Annotated in this window: 23 protein-coding genes; 15 read left to right on the top strand and 8 right to left on the bottom strand. The window is 64.0% G+C overall.

Translation table 11 applies throughout. The features are described from left to right. The first annotated feature begins 11 nt into the window (after positions 1-11). Positions 12-899 (top strand): oxygen-dependent coproporphyrinogen oxidase, encoded by an 888-nt coding sequence (gene hemF / locus AB8717_RS08470; RefSeq protein ID WP_443750589.1) that lies wholly within the window; start codon positions 12-14, stop codon positions 897-899. Positions 900-944: 45 nt separating this feature from the next. Here the strand turns inward: hemF and AB8717_RS08465 are convergent, their stop codons facing one another. From AB8717_RS08465 to AB8717_RS08445, 5 genes are all read right to left on the bottom strand, one after another. Further along, complete coding sequence (locus tag AB8717_RS08465; protein ID WP_443750588.1) at positions 945-1,328, bottom strand: hypothetical protein; 384 nt, start codon at positions 1,326-1,328, stop codon at positions 945-947. Beyond that, positions 1,325-2,050, bottom strand: coding sequence for a glutamine amidotransferase-related protein (locus tag AB8717_RS08460; RefSeq protein ID WP_443750587.1), 726 nt, complete (start codon positions 2,048-2,050; stop codon positions 1,325-1,327). The genes AB8717_RS08465 and AB8717_RS08460 overlap by 4 nt, the downstream gene beginning before the upstream one ends. Before the next feature lie 26 nt (positions 2,051-2,076). After that, a complete protein-coding gene (locus tag AB8717_RS08455) occupies positions 2,077-3,312 on the bottom strand; it encodes a CCA tRNA nucleotidyltransferase (protein ID WP_443750586.1) in 1,236 nt (411 codons plus the stop codon). A 57-nt stretch (positions 3,313-3,369) separates the two neighbouring features. Further along, positions 3,370-3,888 (bottom strand): GNAT family N-acetyltransferase, encoded by a 519-nt coding sequence (locus AB8717_RS08450; protein WP_443750585.1) that lies wholly within the window; start codon positions 3,886-3,888, stop codon positions 3,370-3,372. A 137-nt stretch (positions 3,889-4,025) separates the two neighbouring features. Beyond that, the gene (locus tag AB8717_RS08445) at positions 4,026-4,778 is read right to left on the bottom strand and encodes an enoyl-CoA hydratase-related protein (protein WP_443750584.1); all 753 of its coding nucleotides are present in this window, start codon (positions 4,776-4,778) and stop codon (positions 4,026-4,028) included. Between the two features lie 220 nt (positions 4,779-4,998). Here AB8717_RS08445 and AB8717_RS08440 point away from each other — a divergent pair, with 220 nt between their 5' ends. Together AB8717_RS08440 and AB8717_RS08435 are read left to right on the top strand one after the other, a co-directional pair. Beyond that, positions 4,999-6,387 (top strand): hypothetical protein, encoded by a 1,389-nt coding sequence (locus tag AB8717_RS08440; RefSeq protein WP_443750583.1) that lies wholly within the window; start codon positions 4,999-5,001, stop codon positions 6,385-6,387. 116 nt (positions 6,388-6,503) lie between these two features. Beyond that, positions 6,504-7,418: an MBL fold metallo-hydrolase gene (locus AB8717_RS08435; protein ID WP_443750582.1), complete on the top strand. Its 915-nt coding sequence runs from the start codon at positions 6,504-6,506 to the stop codon at positions 7,416-7,418. A 97-nt stretch (positions 7,419-7,515) separates the two neighbouring features. Here AB8717_RS08435 and AB8717_RS08430 read toward each other — a convergent pair whose 3' ends face one another. Next, positions 7,516-8,844 (bottom strand): dihydroorotase, encoded by a 1,329-nt coding sequence (locus AB8717_RS08430; protein WP_443750581.1) that lies wholly within the window; start codon positions 8,842-8,844, stop codon positions 7,516-7,518. A gap of 20 nt (positions 8,845-8,864) precedes the next feature. Next, the gene (locus AB8717_RS08425; RefSeq protein WP_443750580.1) at positions 8,865-9,863 is read right to left on the bottom strand and encodes a glycosyltransferase family 9 protein; all 999 of its coding nucleotides are present in this window, start codon (positions 9,861-9,863) and stop codon (positions 8,865-8,867) included. A gap of 53 nt (positions 9,864-9,916) precedes the next feature. On the opposite strand from AB8717_RS08425, the gene ygfZ reads away from it, so the two are divergent. The 7 genes from ygfZ (at position 9,917) to AB8717_RS08390 (ending at position 16,382) form a co-directional block, all read left to right on the top strand. Further along, positions 9,917-10,762 (top strand): CAF17-like 4Fe-4S cluster assembly/insertion protein YgfZ, encoded by an 846-nt coding sequence (gene ygfZ / locus AB8717_RS08420; protein WP_443750579.1) that lies wholly within the window; start codon positions 9,917-9,919, stop codon positions 10,760-10,762. 63 nt (positions 10,763-10,825) lie between these two features. After that, positions 10,826-11,410: a DNA-3-methyladenine glycosylase I gene (locus tag AB8717_RS08415; protein WP_443750578.1), complete on the top strand. Its 585-nt coding sequence runs from the start codon at positions 10,826-10,828 to the stop codon at positions 11,408-11,410. A 176-nt stretch (positions 11,411-11,586) separates the two neighbouring features. Beyond that, positions 11,587-12,156 carry a DUF805 domain-containing protein gene (locus AB8717_RS08410; RefSeq protein ID WP_443750577.1) on the top strand — a complete coding sequence of 190 codons (570 nt, stop codon included), beginning with the start codon at positions 11,587-11,589 and terminating at the stop codon, positions 12,154-12,156. Positions 12,157-12,166: 10 nt separating this feature from the next. Next, positions 12,167-12,760, top strand: coding sequence for a DUF805 domain-containing protein (locus tag AB8717_RS08405; RefSeq protein ID WP_443750576.1), 594 nt, complete (start codon positions 12,167-12,169; stop codon positions 12,758-12,760). A gap of 59 nt (positions 12,761-12,819) precedes the next feature. Continuing rightward, positions 12,820-13,422, top strand: a complete 603-nt coding sequence (locus AB8717_RS08400; protein WP_443750575.1) for a ribonuclease HII — start codon at positions 12,820-12,822, stop codon at positions 13,420-13,422. A gap of 219 nt (positions 13,423-13,641) precedes the next feature. Next, complete coding sequence (locus AB8717_RS08395) at positions 13,642-14,757, top strand: site-specific DNA-methyltransferase (RefSeq protein WP_443750574.1); 1,116 nt, start codon at positions 13,642-13,644, stop codon at positions 14,755-14,757. 131 nt (positions 14,758-14,888) lie between these two features. Next, positions 14,889-16,382 carry a hypothetical protein gene (locus AB8717_RS08390; RefSeq protein WP_443750573.1) on the top strand — a complete coding sequence of 498 codons (1,494 nt, stop codon included), beginning with the start codon at positions 14,889-14,891 and terminating at the stop codon, positions 16,380-16,382. Positions 16,383-16,412: 30 nt separating this feature from the next. Here AB8717_RS08390 and mutY read toward each other — a convergent pair whose 3' ends face one another. Beyond that, positions 16,413-17,468, bottom strand: a complete 1,056-nt coding sequence (gene mutY, locus AB8717_RS08385; protein ID WP_443750572.1) for an A/G-specific adenine glycosylase — start codon at positions 17,466-17,468, stop codon at positions 16,413-16,415. Here mutY and AB8717_RS08380 point away from each other — a divergent pair. From AB8717_RS08380 to smc, 5 genes are all read left to right on the top strand, one after another. Next, entirely contained in the window at positions 17,467-18,030 is a 564-nt protein-coding gene (locus AB8717_RS08380; protein WP_443750571.1) for a DUF721 domain-containing protein, read from the top strand. The two genes, mutY and AB8717_RS08380, sit on opposite strands and share 2 nt — an antisense overlap. Positions 18,031-18,151: 121 nt before the next feature. Further along, positions 18,152-18,805, top strand: a complete 654-nt coding sequence (locus AB8717_RS08375; RefSeq protein ID WP_443750570.1) for a thioredoxin domain-containing protein — start codon at positions 18,152-18,154, stop codon at positions 18,803-18,805. Then, entirely contained in the window at positions 18,805-19,440 is a 636-nt protein-coding gene (locus tag AB8717_RS08370; RefSeq protein WP_443750569.1) for a thioredoxin domain-containing protein, read from the top strand. Before AB8717_RS08375 ends, AB8717_RS08370 begins: the two co-directional genes overlap by 1 nt. Then, the gene (locus AB8717_RS08365; protein WP_443750568.1) at positions 19,437-20,135 is read left to right on the top strand and encodes a DsbA family protein; all 699 of its coding nucleotides are present in this window, start codon (positions 19,437-19,439) and stop codon (positions 20,133-20,135) included. Before AB8717_RS08370 ends, AB8717_RS08365 begins: the two co-directional genes overlap by 4 nt. Positions 20,136-20,319: 184 nt before the next feature. Next, positions 20,320-23,796 (top strand): chromosome segregation protein SMC, encoded by a 3,477-nt coding sequence (gene smc, locus AB8717_RS08360; RefSeq protein WP_443750567.1) that lies wholly within the window; start codon positions 20,320-20,322, stop codon positions 23,794-23,796. Positions 23,797-24,364 lie beyond the last annotated feature (568 nt).

Here is a 24,364-nt window from a genome sequence, read left to right as displayed (position 1 = left end):
AAGAGACGCCCATGACCGCAGCCGCTCCCCTCACCGCCGATATCCTGTCGCACCGCCAGGCCGACGCCGCCGCCTGGTTTCGCCGTTTGCGCGACGCCCTCTGCACGGCCTTCGAAGCGCTGGAGGATGAAGCGCCGGAACCGCTTTACGCCGGCGCACCCGGCCGGTTCGAGCGCACGCCGTGGCAGCGCCCGGAAGGCGGCGGCGGCGAGATGTCGATCCTGCGCGGCCGGCTGTTCGAAAAGGTCGGGGTCCATATCTCGACCGTGCATGGCAGTTTCTCAAAGGAGTTCGCCAGGTCGATTCCCGGCGCCGCCGAGGATCCGCGTTTCCACGCCACCGGCATTTCGCTGATCGCGCACATGACCAATCCGCACGTGCCGGCCGTGCATATGAATACGCGCTTCATCACGACGACAAAGAGCTGGTTCGGCGGCGGCGCGGACCTGACGCCGCTGATGGCGGCCGACCGGCACCAGAACGCGCCCGACGCCGTCGCCTTCCACGGCGCCTTCAAGGCGGCCTGCGACCGCTTCGACGCCGGCTATTACGAGCGCTTCAAGGCGTGGTGCGAGGAATACTTCTACCTGCCGCACCGCGATGAGCCGCGCGGTGTCGGCGGTATCTTCTACGATCATCTCGACAGCGGCGACCATGCCGCCGATTTCGCCTTTACGCAGGCCGTGGGCGAAGCGTTTCTCGCCATCTATCCGCAGATCGTGCGCGGCCGGCTGAACCAGCCGTGGACCGAGGACGACCGCGAAGCGCAGCTTGTCCAGCGCGGGCGCTATGTCGAGTTCAACCTGCTTTACGACCGCGGCACGCTGTTTGGGCTCAAGACCGGCGGCAATGTCGCTTCGATCCTGTCGTCCATGCCGCCCGTGGTGAAGTGGCCGTAGGCCGCTTTGACCTCCCCGTTTTCGCAGAAAATGGGGAGGTGCAATTCATCTGAAAACCAGATGCACTTCCTGCGCAGCGACCTTGACCGCGCCCCATTCGCCGTCGAGGTAATAGCCGTCCGGCCCGCATTCGAAGCCGTCGATTTCGCCGAGGTCGACATTGCCCATGCCGTCCTCGTTGCGCGCCTCGAGATTGCGCTCGACCCAGGTCACCCGGATATCGCCCGAAAAGATCAGCCGCGCCGTCCGGTAGCAATAGCGCAGATCCTCGGGCGGCGGACGATACAGCGGATGTTCGTCCGTCAACACGGCGTCGAGGTCGAAGAACAGGCTGTCCTCGCCCTCGTGGATGCCCAGCACGAAACTGTCTTCAAGATAAACGTTCTTCAGGTCGTCGACAGCTTCGTAATAGGGGTGGGTCCCGTTCATGCGCCGAGGAACTTCGAAATGGCGCCCAGCACATCGGCGCGGTGGTTATCGCCTTTCAAGGTTTCCACAGCCTTGTCCACAAGCTCTTCCGAAATCCGCACACCGCGCCGGCTGATCAGCAGGTCGCTGGCGAAACGTTCGCAGAATTCCGGGTGGCACTGGAAGGACAGCGCCTTGCGGTCGGTGTAGAACAGCGCGCCATTGGGCGTAAAGTCAGAGCCGGCAAGGCAGATCGCCGCGTCCGGCTTCTTCACGACCTGGTCCTGGTGGGTCACCGCGATGCGGATGGCGGAATGCTCGGCCGCCGGTCCCAGCAGCCCTTTCCAGACGGCCTGGTCATGGATTTCGTATTCGTGCAAGCCTACGCCCCAGCCCTTATGCGACTTTTCCACATGGCCGCCCCAGGCCTGGGCCATGATCTGGTGGCCGAAGCAGATGCCGACGGCCGGAATGGCCGGGTCGAGCCCGCGCAGCCAGCCGATCAGCGCGCCGATCCAGGGATCGCTTTCGTAGACACCAGACGGCGAGCCGGTGATGACCACGCCCCTCAGATGCGCGTCGGCATCGGGCAGTTCGCCCTGCAATGTCTTGAAAACGCGGAACGTCCGCCCCTCGCGCGCCAGGGTGCCCTGGAACATGTCGGCATAGCTGCCGTAGGTTTCGTCGAGGCCCGCCGGCGGCACGCCGGTCTCGAGGATGGCGACATAGTCTGGGTTACGCATCACAATTTCGTCCGAGTTCGCCTCAATTAGTTTGGCTTTTTGCCAATGCCGTCAAGGTTCCGGTCAATCACGCTTTGTGAAAAATCATGATTAAGCCATTCGGTTTCGATTTGCTTAAGATGCTCGCCCAGGACTTTTCCGGGTTTTACGCCGCGCGCGATCAGGTCGGCGCCCTTCAGCGGAAAGACCGGAATGTCCATGGCCGCGATGTGGGCCAGCAGGCCGTGCGGTGAACGCCCGAGGTGCGCCGCGATCAGATAGACGGCGTCTTCGACCGCCAGGCGGCCCTGGCGGTAGATCAGGCGCTTCAGCACACCCTCGTCGACATCGGCCAGTTGCGCCGCCGCGCGCCCGGCCTGCAACAGCCGGTCATAAAGCACATTGGAGAATTTCAGCCGGGCCTGCACGGCTTCGAGTTGGGTTTCATCGAGCCCGATGCCGTTGTCGAGCAACGCCATCAGCCGGCGCGGCAGGTCCTGCGTCAGGCCGATCATGGCCGACAGTTCGGGCAAGGTCTTTGCGTCATGCGTCCAGCCCGGCAGGACATGATGCATGATGCCGCTGCCCGACAGGGTCTCGAACGCCTTGAGCGGATCGGCCAGGACCAGCATCTTGCCGATCTCCTGCCAGATGCGCTCGCCCGACAGGCCATCTATGCCAGCCATCAGGCCGATGCAGGCCTCGAGCGACGGCTGGTCGAAGCCTTGCGCATAGCCAGCCGAAAACCGGAAGAAACGCAGGATTCGCAGGTAATCCTCGCGGATACGCTGCTCGGCCTCGCCGATAAAACGCACCCTGCCCGCCCTGGCGTCGTCAATGCCGTGGCCGGTCGGGTCGTAGACCTGGCCTTCGATATCGGCATAGAGGGCATTGAGGTAGAAGTCGCGGCGCTGGGCGTCCTTTTCCCATTCGGTCGTGTACTTGACCACGGCCCGGCGGCCGTCGGTCTCGACGTCTTCGCGCAAGGACGTGATCTCGAACAGCTGCGGCACCCCGTCGACATCGATCACGGCCGTGATGGTGCCGAACGGTTTGCCGGTCGGGATGCTCTTGATGCCCGCGGCCTTGAGCGCCGCTTCGGTCTCATCGGGCAGAAGCTGCGTCGACAGGTCGAGGTCGCTGATATCCCGCCCCATCAGGGCATTGCGCACACTGCCGCCGACGAAGCGCACACAGCCCTTTCCGCCCCTGGCTTCCAGGGCGGCAAAGACGGCGCGCGTGGCAGGCGCGCCCATATCGGCGGACAGGGTGATCTGGGTCATGCCGGACGCTTAACCAGTTGCGCCCGCAAGATCAATCGGTCAGGTCAGTCTGCCAGGTTAGCCGGCTCTGGTGATCTCACCCGACAGCGACACGCCGTCTTCGAAATAGTGGATCAGCACGCGGCGCGGATCGACCGGCCCCGGCAGGGTCAGGTCGGCGCGGGCAAAGCCCAGCTCGCCGAAATAGGTGGCGTCGCCGACCAAGGCGACGGCACGCAGGCCGGACCGCGCGGCGGCTTCGAGCGCGCGGCGGATCAGTTGCTTGCCCAGGCCCAGCGAGCGGAATTCCGGCTCGACCACGATCGGCCCGAGAAAGGCGATGGTCTCGGAGGTCTCGTCGGTCTTGACGACGATCGGCCACAGGCGAACCGAGCCGGCAAGGCGGCCGTTCTTCTGGGCGACGAAGCTCATGTCGCGGTACGGCACAGCGCCTTCGCGCAGGCGCTCGGCGGTTTTGACATATCGGCCCGGACCGAAGGCACGGTCGGTCATTCCGATAATGTGCGCATCCATTTCGGGCGTCTCGGTCCCGATGGTGAAGCCCTGAAGCAGGGGCTCCGAATCGCGGCTGTCCAAGGGCATGTCCGTTGACCTTCGCGGGACCACCCCGCAGGAAAAAAGAGCCGCGCCAATACGGTCAAACGCGGCAGCCGTCAAATCACAACATGCCAGCGGTTGTAACGGTTTATGGTGAAGGTTTTCGAACGTCTCTGTCAGGCCTTGCTCATGAAGGCCGAAAACGCCGCCATGGCTTCCGGGCTGGTCAGCAGCGTGCGGAAGACTTCGCCCTCGGCCTTGACGACGTCCCAAACGTCTTCGGCATCGCGCAGGAAGGCCTTGGTGTGTTTCAACGCCGTCGGCGGCAACGAAGCGACCTTCGCCGACATCTCGCCCGCCACGATCTCGACCTCAGCCGCCGGTGCGATGCGGTTTACCAGGCCCAGGCCTTTGGCGTCGTCCGCCCCGATGACCTCGCCCAGCGCCATCCAGGCAAAGGCGCGCTGATGACCGATACGTTGCGGCAAAAGCAGGGTCGAGCCGGCCTCCGGCACCAGGCCCAGCTTGAGGAACGGCAGGCTCAGACGCACATCGTCGGCCACCACGACCAGATCGCAGTGCAGAAGCATGGTCACGCCGACGCCCACCGCCTGGCCGCGCACGGCGGCGACCAGGGGCTTTTCGAAAAAGGTCAGCGCCTTCAGGAACCGGAACACCGGGATGGCGTCGATATCGGCCGTCTGCAGCTCCGCCGCCCCTTGCGCGAAATCGAGGATATCGTTGCCGGCGCAGAAGTCGCCGCCTTCGGCCGAGATCACCACGGCCCGCACGGCATCGTCACCCGACGCCGCGTCGAGCCGCGCGGTCAGCTCGCTGTACATGGCCCGCGTCAGCGCATTCTTCTTTTCCGGCCGGTTGAGTCGCAGGCGCATGACGCCCCGATCGGTATCGCAAAGAATTTCAGCCACGCGCGCCTCCATTAATCCTACAAAATCAGTCGATAGAGGTACTCTAAATTGACGTTGACGGCAACTATGACGCAAGGTCAAGTGTATTCCCAGGTTATGACATAACAGGCCCTTGCCATCGCTTCGCCACATCCTGTAAATAGCCTCGGTTAACAAGAATACGGCCGCGCCCGGCGCGGTGGACTACAGGCTTTTCGCGCAACTTACAGAAAGTCGCCCCATGAAACTCACTCCTCTCGCCGAGCGGGTCCGTACCCTCGTCGTGGCCGCGGGTCTTGCCGTCGTGGCCAGCCTGGGTTCGACCCAGGCCTACGCCGCCGACGCCAAGGCCAAGGTCGATCCGGCCGCCGACGCCCCGGTCATCATCGCCACCGCCAAGATCGCCTGCGATCCGTCCGGCGCCAAGCTGGTCGGCCCGACCGACGTGACCAAGGCCGACGGCACCAAGGTCAAGGGCAACATATATGAGGTCGGCTGCAAGGTCGGCCCGGGCTTCATCGCCGTCGTCGCCAGCCCCACCGATATCTCGCAGACCTTCACCTGCGCCGCGGCCTTCGAAGCGCACAAGAAGAACCCCCAGGGCGTGAACTGCACCCTGCCGGAAAACGCTCAGCCCTATAAGTGGCTGGCCGCCGTGATCCAGCCCTATGTCCCGGGCTGTGACGCCGCCAATGCCCGCCTGATCGGCTCCAGCAAGACGGAACCGCTGATCGACCGCTACGAAGTCGGCTGTACCGGCAAGGCCGGCGGCATCCTCGACTATCCGCAACTCGGCACGACCAGCCAGCCCGCCTTCAAGAGCTGCCTGGTCATGGAAGGCGCTTCGGCCTGCCAGTTCACGACCAAGGAACAGCTGTCGGCCCAGATGGCGCCGCTGGGCGCCAAGGGCGACCCCAAGTGCCAGGTCAACAATGTCCGCTTTGTCGGCGTCTCCAAGGAAAACGACTCGACCTTCTATGAATTCGGCTGCGCGAACCAGCCGGGCTTCATGGTCCAGACCAAGATGGACAACACCTTCGTCAAGGCCATTCCGTGCGCGCAAGCCGCGGGCCTGGGCGGCGGCTGTACATTCACCGACATGGCGGCTGCCGCCGGCGGCCAGAAGGGTTACTACACCGACACTCTGAAGAAGGCCGGCATCTCCTGCACGGTTTCGGACTTCAACGTCCTCGGCACCCAGGAAAGCAGCAAGCGCGACTATGTCGAATTCAAGTGCCCCGAACAGAAGTGGGGCCTGATCGGCTTCGTTCCGCAACAGGGCTCGAGCGCCGGCGTTCGCGTCACCGACTGCTTCCTCGACCAGGTCGGCCACAAGGGCTGCAGCTTCGTCACCACCGACCAGCTCAAGGCGCAACTGGACGTGCTGATCAAGGCGGCCGAGCCCGCCAAGGCCTGCGATGTCGCGGATGTCCGCTACATCGGCGAGTCGACGGGCGTCGCCAACGGCGTCATCGCCGAACTGGCCTGCAAGAACAAGCGCGGCTACATCGTCGTCGTCAGCGGCGACCGCACCAAGCTGGCCGAGCAGGCTACCCCCTGCCGCATCGCCAAGGCGCACAATGACGAGCAGCAGTGCCAGATCGCCGGCAACGGCACCTACAACGAATAGGGCCGGTCCCTTTTCATGAACGACGCCCGCGAGGTTCGCCTCGCGGGCGTTTTTTTATGGCCCCGGGGCCTGGTTTTGCCCTATGGAGTCTGCATCCGAAACGATGGAGGCTGTTCATGAAAACCGTTATCAGTGTTCTCGCCGCGTCAGCGCTGGTCTTCGCCCTGCCCGCGTTCGCCGGCCCCGCTCCGGCCCAGCCCGCCGCCACCGCCTTCCATGTCGGCAAGCTGTCGCTGGTGTCGTTGAGCGATGCGACCTTCTCCACGCCCAATGACGGCAAGATCTTCGGCGGCGACGCGGGTCCGGCCGCGGTTGCCGATGTGCTCAAGGCCGCGCACGCGCCGACCGACACCATTACGCTTAGCGTCGACGCCCTGCTGGTGCGCGACGGCGCCCGCCTGGTGCTGATCGACACGGGCTTCGGCGCCAAGATGGGCGGCGCCCTGACCGCCAGCCTCAAACTGGCCGGCGTGACGCCCGACCAGATCACCGACGTGCTGGTCACCCATGCCCATGGCGACCATATCGGCGGCCTGCTCGACGCCTCCGGCCAACCGGCCTTCCCCAAGGCCAAGGTCCGCCTGTCTTCGGCCGACTGGACCTATCTGCAAGGCCAGGACGGCATGGCCGACATGGTCAAGGCGATCGCGCCGCAGGTGGCGACCTTCGAACCGGGCGCGCAGGTGACGCCGTCGATCACCGCGATCGCCATCAAGGGGCATACGCCCGGCCATGTCGGCTATCAGATCGTGTCGGGCAAGGACCGCCTGCTCGATATCGGCGATACGGCGCACAGCTCGATCATATCCCTGGCCAAGCCCGACTGGACCATGGGTTTCGACAGCGACGCCGCCGTCGCCAAGGCCAGCCGCCGCGAGACGCTGACGGAACTGGCCAAGGATCATGAACGGGTGTTTGCCCCGCACTTCCCCTATCCCGGCGTGGGCACGGTCGTGGCCTCGGGCGACGGCTTCGCCTGGCAGCCGGCGGATTTGACGGCCAAGCCAGGGAAGAAGAAGCACAAGCCCTAAAAGAGAAAAGGCCTCCCGTCGGAAACGGGAGGCCTTTTGGATTGCGCGACAAAACAAAAACCTGAAGCATGGATTTGAGCGAAGCCAAATCCATGCTTTAGAGCGATTCCATGAACCGGCAGGCTTCGCCCTGGCTCGGCCTGATGATCTCGTCGTCGCGCATGACGACCTTACCGCGGATGATGGTGGCCTTGGGCCAGCCCGTGACCTCCATGCCGTCGAACGGCGTCCAGCCGCTCTTGGTGCGCATGTCCTTGTGCTGCAACACGCGCTTCATCTTGAGGTCGACCAGGGTGACGTCGCCGTCATAGCCTTCGGCCATGCGGCCCTTGTTGGCGACGCCGAAGACGCGCTGCGCGCCGGCCGAGGTCAGGTCGACGAGGCGTTCCAGCGACATGCGGCCCTCGTTCACATGGTTCAGCATGACCGGCAGCAGGGTCTGCACGCCCGGCATGCCGGACGGCGACTGCGGATACGGCTTGGCCTTTTCTTCCAGCGTGTGCGGCGCGTGGTCCGAACCCAGCACGTCGGCGATGCCGCCGGTGATGCCGCGCCACAGGCCTTCGACGTGATAGCGGTCGCGGATCGGCGGGTTCATCTGCGCCAGCCCCTTCAGGCGCTCATAGGCCTCGGGCGCCTCCAGCGTCAGGTGCTGCGGCGTCAACTCGACGGTCGCGATATCCTTGTGATCCTTGAGGAACTCGATCTCCTCGCGCGTCGTGACATGCAGGACGTGGATGCGCTTGCCGGCCTCGCGCGCCAGCCGCACCAGGCGCTGGGTCGACTGGATCGCGGACTGGGCGTCGCGGACATAGTCGTGGCTGGTCCAGTCGCCTTCGCGCGCCAGCGGCCGGCGCTCGGCCAGGCGGTATTCGTCTTCCGAATGGAAGGTGGCGCGGCGGTTGACATTGGCCAGGACGGCGGCGACGCCCGCGTCGTCGGCGATCAATAGCGTCCCCGTCGACGCACCCATGAAGACCTTTACGCCGCAGCAGCCCGGCAGGCGCTCGAGTTCACCCAGCAGCATGACGTTTTCATGCGTGCCGCCGATATAGAAGGCATGGTCGCAATGCATGCGGTGGTGGGCGCGCTTGAGCTTGTCTTCGAAGGTCGCGACATTGACCGTGTTCGGATTGGTGTTCGGCATTTCGAACACGGCCACGACCCCGCCCATGACGGCGGCCTGAGACCCCGTTTCCAGGTCTTCCTTCCATTCCAGGCCCGGCTCGCGGAAGTGGACCTGGGTGTCGATCACGCCCGGCATGGCCAGCAGGCCCGTGGCGTCGAAAATCTCGCCGGCGCTGTCCTGCGACAGGTCGCCGAAGGCATTGAACTTGCCGTTCACAATGCCGATGTCGCCCTTGCCCCGCCCCGCGTGATTGATGATGTCGGCGTTTCTAATAATCAGATCGAAGGTACGGGCCATTTTGGGTCTCCTGTTTGGGATTATCCTACCGCCTGCCAGGCCGAGGCGCGCAACTCCTGCGCACCGGTCATGACGCGGACGATGCCGTCATAGGCGCGATCGATTGAAAGGTCGAGCATATGGCAGACGTTCTGCTTCAATTTCGGGTCAACGGCCTGGACCTCGGCGAAGCTGCGTGGACCGCGCACGACGTGGACATTGTCGCCATACGGCGCGGTCGTGTCGTCGGAAGGCCCGAACAGCCCGAACGACGGAATGCCGGCGGCGGCGGCCAGGTGCAGCCACTGCTCGTCATTGCCGATAAAGACCGAGGCGTGCTTCAGCGCGGCATAGGCGCTCAACAGGTCGAGGCGGCCGGTCAACTCGAATACACGGGCGCGCGGCGTCGCCATGCGCAGGGCGATGGCCGTGTCGCGGTCTTCTTCTCCGCCCAGGATCAGCAGCGAGTGGCCGCCGAACGGCCCGTTGTCGCGCATCAGCTTGGTCGCCAGCACGGCGAAGCGTTCGGTCGGCCAGCGCTTGCCGATCCAGGAGGCGCCGGGCGCCATGACGATCAGCGGCGCGATGCCGCGGCCGTTGTCTAGAAAGGTGCGAACGCCGGCCTCGCGCGCCGGCGAAACCCTCAGGGACGGCCGAACCTCGGCCTCGGGCAAGCGCAGGGCCTTGCAGATCTGGACCAGCGGACTGGCCGGATCGTTGGCGTTCAGGGTGAAACGCGTCTTTGCCGGGATCAGGCGCGACACCATGGTCGGACCGATATCGACGCACAATCCCCATTGGCGGCGGCTGATCTCGCTCAGCATACCCAGGCTCTTCAGCTTGAACAGGGCGCCGTCGAAAACCTGGATCTCATCGACGCAATCGTCGTCACCGAACAGCTCGGCCGACGCTTTCGAGGTGACCAGGGTGATACGCGCATTGGGGATCTCCTGCTTGAAACGCCGGATCAGCCCGCCCAGGGTCATCACCTTGGCAGGTTCGCAGATCGCCAGCAAAAGAATCGGAAAACTCGCCTTCATAATCCTATCTACTTACGACATAAGCTAACGACCGCAAGAAACGACGTGCTCACATGACCGAGATCGCCCGCCTCCCCCATCGCGCCCTGATCCGTATTACCGGACCCGACTGGGCAGCCTTCCTGAAAGGGCTGTGCACGGCCCATATCGACCGAATCACCGCCGAGGTGGCGGACGGCCGCATGGGTACGCTGCATTATGGCGCTTTTTTGCGGCCACAGGGAAAGATGTACGCCGATTGCCTGCTGATGGCCAAAGGATCTGAGGACATCTGGCTGGATGTGCCCCTGTCCGCGCGCCCCGAACTGCTGGCGAAGCTCAACATGTACAAGCTGCGCGCTCACGTGACGATCGAGGCGCTGGAGCAACCGGTCTTCGTGGCCTTCGGCGGCGACCTGCCGGAAGGCTTTGCCGACGATCCGCGCGGCGTCATCGCCGGAGATACTTTCGGCTTTGCCTATGATACCCGGACGGCCACCGCAGACGAAGGCGCCTGGACCGCTTTCCGCGTCGGTCTTGGCATCGCCTCGGCCGGCGAGGACTTCGACGCGGACGCGCTTTATGCCATCGACGCCAACCTCGACCTCCTCGACGCCATCGACTTCCACAAGGGATGCTATGTCGGGCAGGAACTGACGTCGCGCATGAAACGGCGCGGCCAGATCAAGAACCGGCTGCTGCCGCTCACCAGTGCCGGCGATCTCGAAAAAGGCGCCGAAATCCTGGTCGCGGAGCGCAAGATCGGCGAGGTAGCAGCCGCCTATGGCCGCATCGGGCTGGGCCTGATGCGCCTCGACCGGATGACGAATGCCGATCCCCACAGCAGCGATCACCCCGTCGTCGTGGCAGTCCCGGCCTGGATCGCTCCGCACATTCAGTCGGCAGAAGACGCTTCGTAGTAACGCACGTTAACCATAATAATACAGGCGTTATAACAACTGGATTCGTTTAAGGAAATGGCGATGGAGGCTCACGAACGCTGCCACTGGCCAAACCAGGATCCGTTATACATTGCCTATCACGACATCGAATGGGGTGTGCCAGAATTTGACTCGCGCGCCCTCTGGGAAAAACTGGTGCTCGACGGCTTCCAGGCCGGCCTGTCGTGGATCACCATCCTCAGGAAACGCGAAGCCTTGCGTAAAGCCTTCGCAGGTTTCGATCCCGAAATCGTAGCGCGTTTCGATGACACGGATGTGGCACGTCTGATGAACGACGCCGGCATCATCCGCAGCCGCGCCAAGATCGCTTCGGCCATCGACAGCGCGCGCGTCACGCTTTCGCTTCGCGACAAGGGCATGGAATTCAGCGACCTGATCTGGCAGATCCAGGACCACCACCCCGTGATCAACCATTTCGAACACGGCGAGGTTCCGGCGGAAACGAAGACCTCCCAGGACCTGGCCAAGCTGCTCAAATCATATGGCTACAAGTTCTGCGGCCCGGTCATCGTCTACGCCTTCATGCAGGCGGTCGGCATGGTCAACGATCACGTCGTTACCTGCTTCCGTCACGCTGAAGTTGCGGAACTGATGAAAAGGTCGTAGGCTCTGGCCCATGCGAACTTGGGGGACGCATGCGGGGCACATCTTCATCCTGTAAAGACTGCCTGTTCATCGGACCTTCTGGGTGCCGGTTCGTCTTTCCGCGCCTCCATCATGCGCCGGCGGCCATATCCGGCACCCATTTCGCTTCCCATCCATAGAGCTTTCGGAAAAAAGTCATGCAACAGGTTCCTTTGTTTCTTCAGCCTTTGGTCAAATATGTAGATTTCAAGGGACGGGCGCGGCGATCCGAATTCTGGCTTTGGACACTGGCGCAGGTCGTCCTCTTCATAGTGCTTGACACAGTCCTTATGTCGACCCTGCCAGCAATGACCGCGTCATCCGATCCTTCGAAGTTCGCCAGTCACTTCATGGGCTTCTCCGCCGTCGTCAATCTGATCAGCCTTGCGCTCTTCTTGCCGAGCCTGGCGGTGCAGGTGCGCCGTCTGCATGACAGCAACCGTACGGGCTGGTGGATAGTCATGCCGTTGGGCGTATTTATCCTGGGCGTAACCCTCTTCCTGATCACGAATATGGGCAAGTTCATGAGCCTGATGAACAATCACACCGGCAATACCGACCCATCGGCGGTCTTTGCGGTGATCGGCAGCGCTATGCTGTTCATCTGGCTGCCGATCATAATAGCCTCTATCGTCATGCTGGTCTTTTTCTGTCTTGATGGAACGGTCGGCAGCAATCGCTTCGGTCCCGATCCCAAGGGCCGCGGCGGCGACGTCAACGTATTCTAAGGGGGCCGCCATGGCCGGTACGCCGCTCGTCCTACGTCCGCTGGTCCGCTATGCCGACTTTCAGGGGCGGTCACGCCGCCTCGAACTGTTCGGCTTCCTGATCCCCGTATGGGTGATTGTGACGGCCCTGTATGGCTGGCTGTTCTATCTCATCTTCTCGCTGTTCGGTAAGACAGGGGCGGCGCCTGGCGGAGACGCCGTCGGCCAAATAGTGGCGCTGGCAATGATCACCTTCGTACTCGGCCTGGCCCTGTTCATTCCGACGCTGGCCGTCCAGGTCCGCAGGCTCCACGACTCCAATCGCTCGGGCTGGTGGCTGCTGCTGCCGATGGCCGCCAGCACGATCGGCCAATCGGTCCTGTACCTGTTCCATGCCGACGAGATGATGCAGCTGTCGATGAACATGACCCCGGCCATGCAGGGCGCTGTTCAGCACGGCTTCGACCTTTCGAAGGTTTTCGAGGCAGAACTGCCGCTCTATGCCTTGACCCTGCCCTATACCATGGTGCCGAGCGCCGCCGCCTATCTCGTGCTTCTGGTGCTGTTCTTCTGGCCAGGGACGCGCGGCGACAACCGTTTCGGCGCCAATCCCCGGGCGCGATAGCCGGAACACATTTGCCTGAAGGCGCAGACATTCCGGCTGAATCGGAGTATTCAGTCGGAATGGTCGATTTTTCCCACGAAATCCGTATCGGCGGCCTGGTCTGCGGCGTCGACGAGGCCGGACGCGGTCCGTGCGCCGGCCCGCTGTGCGTCTCCGCCGTCATTCTCGATCCTTCGCGCCTGCCCGAAGGCATCGACGATTCCAAGGCCCTGACCGAGGCCCGGCGGTTTGCCCTGGAGCCCGAGATCAAGGCCGCCGCCATCGCCTGGTCGGTGGTGACCGTGACGGTCGAGGAAATCGACGCGATGAATATCCTGGCCGCCACCATGGCCGGCATGGCGCGCGCCGTGGCGGAGCTTATGCCGGCCGCGCATCACGCCTTGATCGACGGCAACCGCAGCCCGAAGCTGGCCATCCCCTCGACGGTCCTGGTCGGCGGCGACGCCCTGTCTTTGTCGATCGCGGCGGCCTCGATCCTGGCCAAGACGGCGCGCGACCGCGTGATGATCGAACTCCACGACGTCTATCCCGTCTACGGCTTCAAGAAGCACAAGGGCTATCAGGCGGCCACGCACCTCGACGCCCTGCGCCAACACGGCCCCTCGCCCGTCCATCGCAAGAGCTGGGCGACCATCCGCGACCTGGCGGCCGTCGCGGAATAATGCGCTCCGACGAGCTTAGGCCACCCGGAACTTTGGCCAGGGGTGGAACAAAACGAATCCAAAAGTGAGTCCGAAAAGACTCACCCACAAAAAAACGAATCGCCCGATTCGGGGCGAGTCAAGTTTTTACTTCTTGTTAATCATCTAAGATTCTATTCATGGGATTCAAGACCTTACGCCTTGCGAACAAAAGGTTCGCGGCGCAGCGAGAGACATCCCATGCCGAAGCTAAAAGCCGTCGAAAGTCCCCTGCCCTCCGCGCCGCTCAAGCTGGACACGATCCATGTCGGCGAGTGCATCGAGGTGCTGAAGTCCCTGCCCGACGCTTCGGTCGACATGGTGTTCGCCGACCCGCCCTATAATCTTCAACTCGGCGGCGACCTCTTGCGTCCCGACAATTCCAAGGTCGACGCCGTCGACGACGAATGGGACCAGTTCGCCAGCTTTGAAGCCTACGACGCCTTCACGCGCGACTGGCTGCGTGAATGCCGCCGCGTACTCAAGGACGACGGCGCGATCTGGGTCATCGGCTCGTACCACAACATCTTCCGCCTGGGCGTGGCGCTGCAGGACCTCGGTTTCTGGGTGATGAACGACGTCATCTGGCGCAAGGCCAATCCGATGCCGAACTTCAAGGGCACGCGCTTCACCAACGCGCACGAAACCCTGATCTGGGCGACCAAGGGCAAGGGCCAGAAGCGCTATACCTTCAACTACGATGCGCTCAAGGCCTTCAACGAAGACACGCAGATGCGTTCGGACTGGTCGATCCCCCTGTGCACGGGCGACGAGCGCCTGAAGGACGAGAACGGCAACAAGGCGCACCCGACGCAGAAGCCCGAAGCCCTGCTCTACCGCGTCCTGCTGGCGTGCTCGAAGCCGGGCCACGTCATTCTGGACCCCTTCTTCGGCACCGGCACGACCGGCGCCGCCGCCAAGCGCCTGGGCCGCCACTTTATCGGTATCGAGCGCGACATGACCTATGCGCGCCACGCCCGCGACCGCATCGCGAAAATCAAGCCGGCGACGCAGGAAGACCTGAGCGTCATGGGCTCGAAGAAGGCCGAGCCGCGCGTGCCCTTCGGCGCCCTGGTCGAGGCCGGCCTGCTGCAGCCCGGCGACATGCTCTATACGCCCAAGGGCGACCGCACGGCGCGCGTCCGCGCCGACGGCTCGCTGGTGGCCGGCGACCTGACGGGTTCGATCCACAAGATGGGCGCCATGATGGAACAAAGCCCGGCCTGCAACGGCTGGACCTACTGGCGCTTCAAGACCGACGCTGGCCTTAAGCCGATCGACGACCTGCGTTCGCGCATCCGCGCCGATATGAACTAAAAGGCACAAACCGAGAGCGAAAATGATCGATCGCGCATGATCGATCATTTTTGCTTGATTTTGCGCACATTCCGTCCTCAATATTACGACAATAAAAACGTAAGGCGTCGAAACGGCGCGGAGGAATGGATATGGCTGGGCTCTCCGGACGCGCGCTTGCGCGTCCTGTTTTCATTTTCCTGACACTCATCTGTGCCGTGCTGGCGCTTGTCGTCACGCTGCCGGCGCACGCGCAGCAGACCGACGCCGTCGGCAACGACGTCAAGACCGGCCGCCCACCGGCGCCGCAAAGCACCAAGCCTGTCGCCGCGCGCCCCGCCCCGGTCACCGAGGACGACATCAAGCGCGGCGCCAAGGAGGCGCCCGCCGTGGTCGCCGCAGCCAAGGTGCCGTGCGAGATTACCGAAGCGCGCTATGTCGCCGACGCAAGTGCTCAGCGCGACGGCAAGACCGTCAAGGGCAAGGCTTATGAGGTCGCCTGCTCGACCAACCAGGGTTTCTTCCTGATTGCCTTCCAGGACGGCAAGACGGATGTCACCAATTGCAACAAGGCCGAGGCCTTGCACGCGAAGGATCCGGCCAATCCCCTGTGCGCCTTGAAGGGCAACCGCATCAACCACTACTGGCTGACGCCGCTGGCCAAGACGGTGACGCCGGACTGTAATGTCGGCAAGGCGCGCTGGATCGCACCCAACGCCGCCGGCGACAAGGTCTTCTATGAGCTGCTGTGCAAGACCGGCTTCAGCGGCATCTACGCCATTGCGAACTATGACGCCGCCGACCAGACCGTCGGCTATATGAACTGCCTGAAGGTCGAGGGCACGCCGCTGAAATGCGAGCTGTCAGACCATGCAAAAGCCGTCGAGCAGCTGACGCCGCTGGCGCAGGATTCCAAGGACGACTGCACGGTCTCCGACATGCGCTATCTCGGCGGCGCCAAGGACCGCGATTATTATGAGGTCGGCTGCGCGACGCCGCCGGGCTTCGTGATCGTGCTCGACGCCAAGGGCGACGTCCAGGGCGCCGTGGGCTGCGACAAGGCGGTCGCGATCGGCGGGTGCAAGTTCACCGATGTCGCTGCCGTCAAGGCCGAGGCGCACGCCAAGGCCGAAGCCAACCGCACCGCCTATGCCGCCGCGCTCGACAAGGCCGGCATCGACTGCTCGGGCGACACCTTTGTCCGCATCGGCGCCCAGGCCGACACCGGCCGCGACGTCATCGAGTTCAAGTGCCCCGAACAGCCCAACGGGCTGATCGCCTTCGTCCCGGCCGCGAAGCCGGATGCGCAGTTCGAGAGCTTCGACTGCTTTACGGCGCGCATGAAGGAACTGCCGTGCAAGCTGACGACCGAGGCCGACCTGCTGGCGCGCGTCAAGGTCATCGCCAAGGCATCGAAGGGTGTGAATCCTGACTGCGACGTGGAAACGGCACGCTATGCCTTCATGACCGGCGACGGCCGCCTGATCACCGAACTGGCCTGCGTCAACAAGCGCGGCTACATCGCGGTTTTGGATGCCAAGCGGACCGTGTTCAGCCCGGCCGTGCCGTGCGACGTCGCCGCCAAGTCCGAGAAGGTGCCGGAAAAGTGCACTATTCCCGGGAACGGGAGCAATACGGCGAAATAGGTTTCAGGGCGCTCCAACCGGGGCGCCCACCTACAAAAATTTCAGCGCCTTTCTGAACACTGTCGGCAGGGCTTTTTGGTGATCGAACGGCACAAGCTGCCAGTCGTTATGCCGGCGCAGCAGATCGGCGATCTCGGCCGCCGTCGCATCGCGCTTCCACACGGCCTGCTCCAGTGCAAAGTGCGTGAAGACGTGCTCATAGTGCCCGACCGGACGGAAGCCGGGCAACGGCGGGTCGGCTTCGGCGGCCGTCCACGACGCATCGCGCCACGGCGTATGCGGTACGCCCAGCATGCCGCCCAGCAGCCCCTTGTCGGCCCGCCGCTCGGCGATAAAGCCGCCCTCGCCCACGATCAAAAACGCAATGCCATGGCGGCGAGGCTTGGCGGTCTTCGCTGCCTTGACCGGATATTTTTCCGGGTTTCCGGAAGCGTACCCTGAACAGCCTTCACGCAAAGGACACAGCAGGCACTGCGGCGTCTTGGGACGGCAGACCGCCGCCGACAGGTCCATCAAGGCCTGCGGCCAGTCACCCGCCCGCTCGGCCGAGACCCATTGCTGCGCCGCCTGACGGACCAGGGCCTTGCCTTCGGGCAGTGGCGTTTCCAGGGCGTACAGCCTGGCCATGACGCGCTCGATATTGCCGTCGATGACATTGGCCGGCTTGTCGAAGGCAATGGCGGCGACGGCCGCCGCCGTATAGGCGCCCAGGCCCGGCAGGCTTAAGAGCCCTGCCTCGGTGTCAGGAAACCGGCCGCCATGATCTGCGACCACTGCGCGGGCGCACTTGATCAGGTTGCGCGCCCGCGAATAATAGCCAAGGCCCGCCCACTCGGCCATGACCTGCTCGTCGGGCGCTGCCGCCAGGTCCGTCACCGCCGGCCAAAGTTCCAAAAAACGCGAATAGTATGGCGCGGCGTGCGCCGTCGTCGTCTGTTGCAACATGATTTCGGACAGCCAGACACGGTACGGATCGCGCGCGCCACGACGCCACGGCAGGTCGCGTTTATGGCGGTCGTACCACTCGAGCAGATCGGCCCGCAAACGCGAGACAAGACCCTTATCCTTCTCTATAATCGCCGTCATGAAACGTCCATTGCCCTCGCTCGAAGAGTCGGTGCGGATTTTACGCACGAACCGCACCAAGCGTGCGCCGCGCGTCGGGCCGACCGTGTCGAAACAGGTCAACCCGCTGCTGAAAAGCCTGGAAGCGAAGTTCGCCGCCCTGGACGACGGATCGTCCAAGCTGCGCGACCGCTGGCGGGAAATCGCCGGTGAGTCGCTGGCGCGCATCTGCGAACCCGTCAAGATCATCAAGACCCGCTCGACCGCCGCCAACCCGCGCGCCGGCACGCTTGAGGTCCGCGTCACCGGCGCCTTCGCTCCGCTGGTCCAGCACCAGTCGGCGACTCTGATAGATCGTGTCAACCTCTATATGGGCGGCAAGGCCGTCGAGCGCATTCGCATCGTCCAAGGGCCGCTGTCGACGCCACAAAAGACGCCCCAGCCGCCGCGCCCCCGACCGCTCGATGCGCGCGAGGAAGTCGAGCTTCAGCAGATGGTCGCGGACGTCGAAGACCCGAAGCTGCGGGCCGACCTTTTGCGCCTGGGCCGCTCGATCATGCTGCGCCGTAAGATGACTTCATAATTCGGACATAGTTACAGTCAAAATCCGGTTGACAAAAAGCGGCGCGCCTGTTCCCAAGGAGCAAATGCCTAAGGGTGAATAACGGCACGCCGCCGCACCATTTTTACGCACGGGGACAACGATGCTGACCAACCTCCATTCCACCGTCCGCGCGCTGGCGCTGGGCGCGCTCGCCGGGATCGCGCTGCTGGCCGCCGGCTGCAGCCAGGGCCCGTCGACCGACAAGATCGGTTCGGGCGACATGTCCGCCGGCAAGGCCGACGCCCCGATCACCGTCGTCGAATACGCCTCGGTCGCCTGCCCGATCTGCGCGCGCATGAACCAGGCCGCCATGTCGACCTTCATGTCCAAATATGTCGATACCGGCAAGGTCCACTACATCTACCGCCCGATGATGACCGGCAACCCGGCCGTCTCCGTCGCTGGCCACCTGCTGGCTCAGTGCGCCGGTCCGGACAAGAGCTTCAAGGTGGTCGACGCCATCATGCGCTCGCAGGAAGAAATGGACCAGGGCAGCAGCCATCCGGAAGAATACGCCAATGCCCGCACCGTGCTGACGCGCATCGCGCAGTCGGTCGGTCTTACCGACGAGCAGTTCAACAAGTGCGTCACCGATCCCAAGGGCGTCCAGGCGCTGAACGACGCGCACGACAAGGCCATCAAGGACGGCGTCGACGGCACCCCCACCTTCTTCGTCAACGGCAAGAAGATTCCGCTGCAGAAGTACGACATGAGCGACCTGGACAACGCCATCCAGCCTCTGCTCAAGAAGTGATGACAACGGGGCGGCGCACCCTCCTGCTGATGCTGGCTTCGGCCATGCTCCTGGCTGCGTGCGGCCGCCCCAAATTCATGGCCGAACGGCCCGACGACATGGTGATCGGCCGCGCCGACGCGCCTGTCACCCTCGTCGAATACGCCTCGGTGACCTGTGCCCACTGCGCGGAATTCCAGGCCGCGGTCTTCCCGGCCCTGAAGGCGAAATATATCGACACCGGCAAGGTCCGTTACGTTTTCCGCGAATACCTGACACCGCCCAACAATGTCGCCGCCGCGGGCTTCCTGCTGGCGCGCTGCGCCGGCACTGACCGCTATTTCGACGTGGTCGAAGCGGTCATGCAGGCCCAGCCGGAAATGTTCGCCGGCGGCACGTCGAAAAACGCCCTGCCCGTCCTTCGCCGCATCGGCCAGAACTTCGGCGTCACCGACAAGCAGTTCGACCGCTGCATCACCGACGCCGACGGCATGAAGCGCATCCAGGCCGGCATGGCCCAGACCGACCTCCAGACGCCGATCGAGGGCACCCCGGCCTTCTTCGTCAACGGACAATTCCTTCAGCGCACGACGGGCGATATCCAGGATTTCGATCGCGCGCTGTCTCCCCTTCTCAGCCAAACGGGCAAGCCATGACCCTTAAGCCTATCCTGTCCCTGGTGTTCGTGTTCGCGGCCTTGGTCGCCGCGCCCCACGCCGTCATGGCCAAGGCAAAGCCGGCCAAAGTCGCCAGCAAGGCCCCCGCCGCGTCGACGAGCGGCGCCTATGTCATGCCGTCCGAGCCGGGCCTGCTGCCCGACATGGTGCTGGGCAATCCCAAAGCGCCGGTGACCGTGGTCGAATATGCGTCGGCCGCCTGCCCGCACTGCGCGGCGTGGAACAAGGACAACTGGCCGACCTTCCGCGACAAGTATATCGCCACCGGCAAGGTCAAGTACGTCTTCCGCGAACTGCTCACCAACCCCGCGGAGTACGCCCTGGCCGGCTTCATGATCGCCCGGTGCTCCGTGGCGCAGAGCAAGACGCCGCAGAATTCGACCAACTATTTCACCGTGGTCGATGCCTTCTTCAGGAACCAGGACGCCTATTACAAGACGGGCGACATGGCGCCGATCGAAGCCCAGGTCGCCAAGGCTACCGGCCTCAGCACTATGAAGCAGCTCGACTGCGTCACCGACCAGAAGCAGATCGACGCCTTCTACAAGACGATGAACACCCACGCCGAGGCCGACAAGATCCACTCGACCCCGACCTTCATCGTCAACGGCAAGACGGTCGACGGCCACGACATGAAGGATATCGACGCGGCGATCGCGGCGGCGGCGAAATAGCTGTAAAGCTTGGACACGCGTCCGGTGCCGCGCTCGTCTCGCGGCCTGAGGGAGCCCTGGCGGATCGCTCCGTGTTCAGATTTATCCCCATTTGGGACGCGATGTTCGCGCGCAATTGTCTTGTCACGCGAATTGCGCTGTTATAGCCGGTGAAGAATCAGTCCGGCGCCAAAGGCCCACCCAGTTGCAGTTTCAGAAGATCAAACTCTCGGGCTTCAAGTCCTTTGTCGATACGACGGAATTCCGTATCGACCCGGGCCTGACCGGCATTGTCGGCCCGAATGGCTGCGGCAAGTCGAACCTGCTCGAAGCCCTGCGCTGGGTCATGGGGGCAACGTCCGCCAAGGCCATGCGCGGCGCCGGCATGGAAGACGTCATCTTCGCCGGCTCGGACAAGCGCCCGTCGCGCAACTGGGCCGAAGTCACCCTGACCATCGACAATGCCGATCGCCTGGCGCCCCAGCCCTTTACCGACCAGCCGGTGCTGGACGTGGCGCGCCGCATCGACAAGGGCGCAGGGTCTTCCTATCGCATCAACGGCAAGGAGGTGCGCGCCCGCGACGTCCAGTTGCTGTTCGCCGACGCCTCGACCGGCGCCAATTCGCCGGCGCTTGTCCGCCAGGGCCAGATCTCGGAGCTGATCGGCGCCAAGCCGCAGAACCGCCGCCGCGTGCTGGAAGAAGCCGGCGGCGTCTCCGGCCTGCATACCCGCCGCCACGAAGCCGAACTGCGCCTGTCGGCGGCCGAAGCCAACCTGTCGCGCCTGGACGACATCGCCCGCGAACTCGACACCGCCCTGTCACGCCTGAAGCGGGAATCCCGCCAGGCCGAAAAGTACCGCCGCATCTCGGCCGAAATCCGCGCCCTGCAACGCGCCATCCTCCATTCGAAATGGCTGGAGGCCCGCGGGCAGTTCGAGGCGTCCGTCCTTGACATGCAGGGCCAGTCGCAGCGCGTCGAGGAAACCGCCCGCGCCGCCGCCACGGCGCAGACCGACGCGATCAACGCCACCGAAGCCGTCCCGCCGCTGCGTGAAGAAGAGGCCGTGGCCGCGACCGTCATGCACCGTCTCAACATAGAGAAGGAACGCCTCGACCTCGAGGAAAAGCAGGCCACCAGCGAGATCGCGCGCCTGAAGACCGAGGTCGAACGCCTGCGCAGCGACTTCCAGCGCGAACGCGATCTGACGGCCGACGGCGCGCTTCAGGTCGAACGCCTGACCTCGGCCCTGGCGCGCGTCCAGGCCGAGATCAAGGAGGCGCCGTCGCGCGAACCCGAGTTGAAGGCCGCCGTCGACGCCGCCGAAACCAGGCGCCAGGAAGCCGACAAGGCGATCGAGGCCCTGGCCGCCGAACAGGCCGCGCTACTGGAACGCCAGAAGCTGGAGGCGACGCGCCTTCAGGAAGCCAAGACGCGTTATGACCGTTTGAGCGCCCAGTTGACCCAGGCGCTCAACGACCGCAAGGCGCTGGGCACTTTCGACTACGACCAGTTGGAAAAGCTGAAGGCCGACGCTGCTGCCGCTGCCGAACAGCTCGATACCGCCCGCAAGGACGCCGAGGCGCTGGAAGGCGGCCGCGTCGCCCTGGTCAATGCCGAGGCACAGGCCCGCAAGGCCATGCGCGAATACGAGGATGCGCTCGGCCGTCTGTCGTCGGAAGCCCGCGGCCTGTCGCAGATCCTGTCAGGTTCGGGCAAGCAGACCGCCGGCGGGCCGCCGGTACTCGATGCGGTCCGCCCCGACAAGGGCTATGAGCTGGCCCTGGCCGCCGCGCTCGGCGACGACCTCAACCTCAGCCTGACCAAGGACGCCCAGGCGCTGGCCTTCTGGAGCGAAGGCTTCGAAAGCCGCGCCGCGAAAATGGACCTGTCGGGTCTCGGCGTCGCCGCCCTGTCCGCCCATGTCCGCGCGCCCGACGCCCTGAGCCTTCGTCTCTCGACCATCGGCGTGGTGGCGCAAGGAGACGGCGACCGCCTGCAATCGCAACTGCCGATCGGCGCACGCCTGGTCTCGAAGGAAGGCGACCTGTGGCGTTGGGACGGCATGGTGGTGCGCGCCAAGGCGCCCAAGCCGGCGGCCGTCCGCCTGGCCCAGCGCAATCGCCTGGAGGAGCTGGAAGCCGAGATCGCGGCCATCCGCCCGAAATTCGCCGAGGCGCAGTCTACGCAAAAAACCGCCGCCGACGCACAGACGCAATACGAAAACAATCTGCGCCAAGCCCGCCAGAAGGTGCCGGACCTGGAACGCAATGCCCGCGCCCGCCAGCAGGCCTTCGACGACCGCGTGCGCGCCCAGACCCAATACGAAGCCCGCCGCGAGAGCCTGGACGAAAGCCTGAAGCGCCTGGAGGGCGACCACAAGGAGATCGAGCATCTTTATAAGGCCGCCGTCGAAAGCCAGAGCCAGGCCAATCCGGGCGAAAACATGGGCGAAAAGCTGGCCCAGGCTCGCAAGATCGCTGAAACGCACCGCCAGGCCGTCATGCAGGCGCGCGCTGCCCTGGACCAGGACCAGCGCGACCGCCAGGCGCGCGAGAACCGCGAACGCACCCTGTCGCGTGAACTGGGCGACTGGACGCGCCGCACCGGTGATTCGTCGGCGCGCATCGCCAAGCTGGAAAAAGACCAGGAAACGGCACGCGCCGCCCTGGAAATCGCCGTCGAGGCGCCGCGCGCCTTCGAGGACCGCCGCATCACCCTGGTCGACCAGCTGGCCACCGCCGAAAAACGCCTGTCGACGGCGCGCGATGCGCTGAACACCGCCGAAGGGACGCGCAGGGATGCCGACCTCAATGTCCGCGCCCGCGAACAGGAAGCCGCCTCCGCCCGCGAAGAACGCGCCGGCACCGCCGCCCGCGTCGAAGCGTTGCAGAACAAGTGCAACGAAATCGAGGCGCTGATCCTCGACCAGACGCAAGGCACGCCCGACGACCTCGGCCGCAAGCTCAAGGAAGAAGCGATCGCCACGCCCGCCGATCCGTCGGGCGCCGAATCACTGCTGTCGGGCCTGGAGCGCGAACGCGACAATCTGGGCGCCGTGAACCTGCGCGCCGAAGAAGAGGCCTCCGAGTACGAAAGCCGGCTGGATACCCTCGGCAAGGAGCGCAACGACCTGATCACCGCTATCGCCAAGCTGCGTGACGGCATCGATGAATTGAACGCCGAAGGCCGCGAACGGCTGCTGAAGGCGTTCGACATCATCAACGAGCACTTCAAGACCCTTTTCGTCAGCCTGTTCGGCGGCGGCTCGGCCGAGCTGCGCCTGGTCGAATCGGACGATCCACTCGAAGCCGGCCTTGAAATCTTCGCCTGCCCGCCGGGCAAGCGCCTGTCGGCCATGAGCCTGATGTCGGGCGGCGAGCAGGCCTTGACCGCCACGGCGCTGATCTTCGGTGTCTTTCTGGCAAACCCGGCGCCGGTCTGTGTGCTCGACGAAGTCGACGCGCCGCTCGATGACGCCAATGTCGACCGCTATTGCCGCCTGCTGGCCGAGATGCGCAACCGCACGCATACGCGTTTTATCGCCATCACGCACAATCCGGTGACCATGTCGCGCATGGACCGCCTGTTCGGCGTCACCATGGCTGAACGCGGCGTATCGCAGTTGGTCAGCGTCGATCTGTCGACGGCCGAGGCCCTGGTGGCCGAGAACGTGGCCTGACGATCGGTGCTGCAGGTGCGCGCGGAAATGCCGCAAAGTGATCCACAGATTACACAGATTTCACAGATTTTTCAGCGACCTATCGGCTGATTTCCGGGTTCGCAACCCGGTGAATTGTTGCGCTTCACGCGGTTCCGCGGCAGCGCGAAGCGCCTCTCCCCCTGATCCAGAACTCTGGCCGCACGGTCACGCTCGGAAAAATCTGTGAAATCTGTGTAATCTGTGGACCGCCTTCCTTTCCCTCAACACAAAGACCGTCTTCCACAACGCGCCAAAGGGTTCAGCGATTAATCTGCGAAATCTGCGTAATCTGCGGATCACTTCAAAAACATCCTGCACCGCACGCCAGCGGTGCAAGCCTATATCCCCCACCCCGCCTCGCTATATCTCTCGATCTATTCACGTATAAAACCGGCTAAACGCTATACAATTACACCTCTGACAGCGTTGTAACCGCGACCGATGCGCGCAAATGTGATCGACGTTCGTTTTGTCTTGCGCAATTGCTTGACCTTTCACAACGTCTTGAGTAGGTTCCGCGCCGTTCGAAGACGGGATGATCCATCAT

Source organism: Asticcacaulis solisilvae, assembly GCF_052327315.1.
Classification (GTDB): domain Bacteria; phylum Pseudomonadota; class Alphaproteobacteria; order Caulobacterales; family Caulobacteraceae; genus Asticcacaulis; species Asticcacaulis solisilvae_B.
Note: the sequence above shows the minus strand (reverse complement) of the source record. Positions and strands in the feature narration are given on the sequence as shown.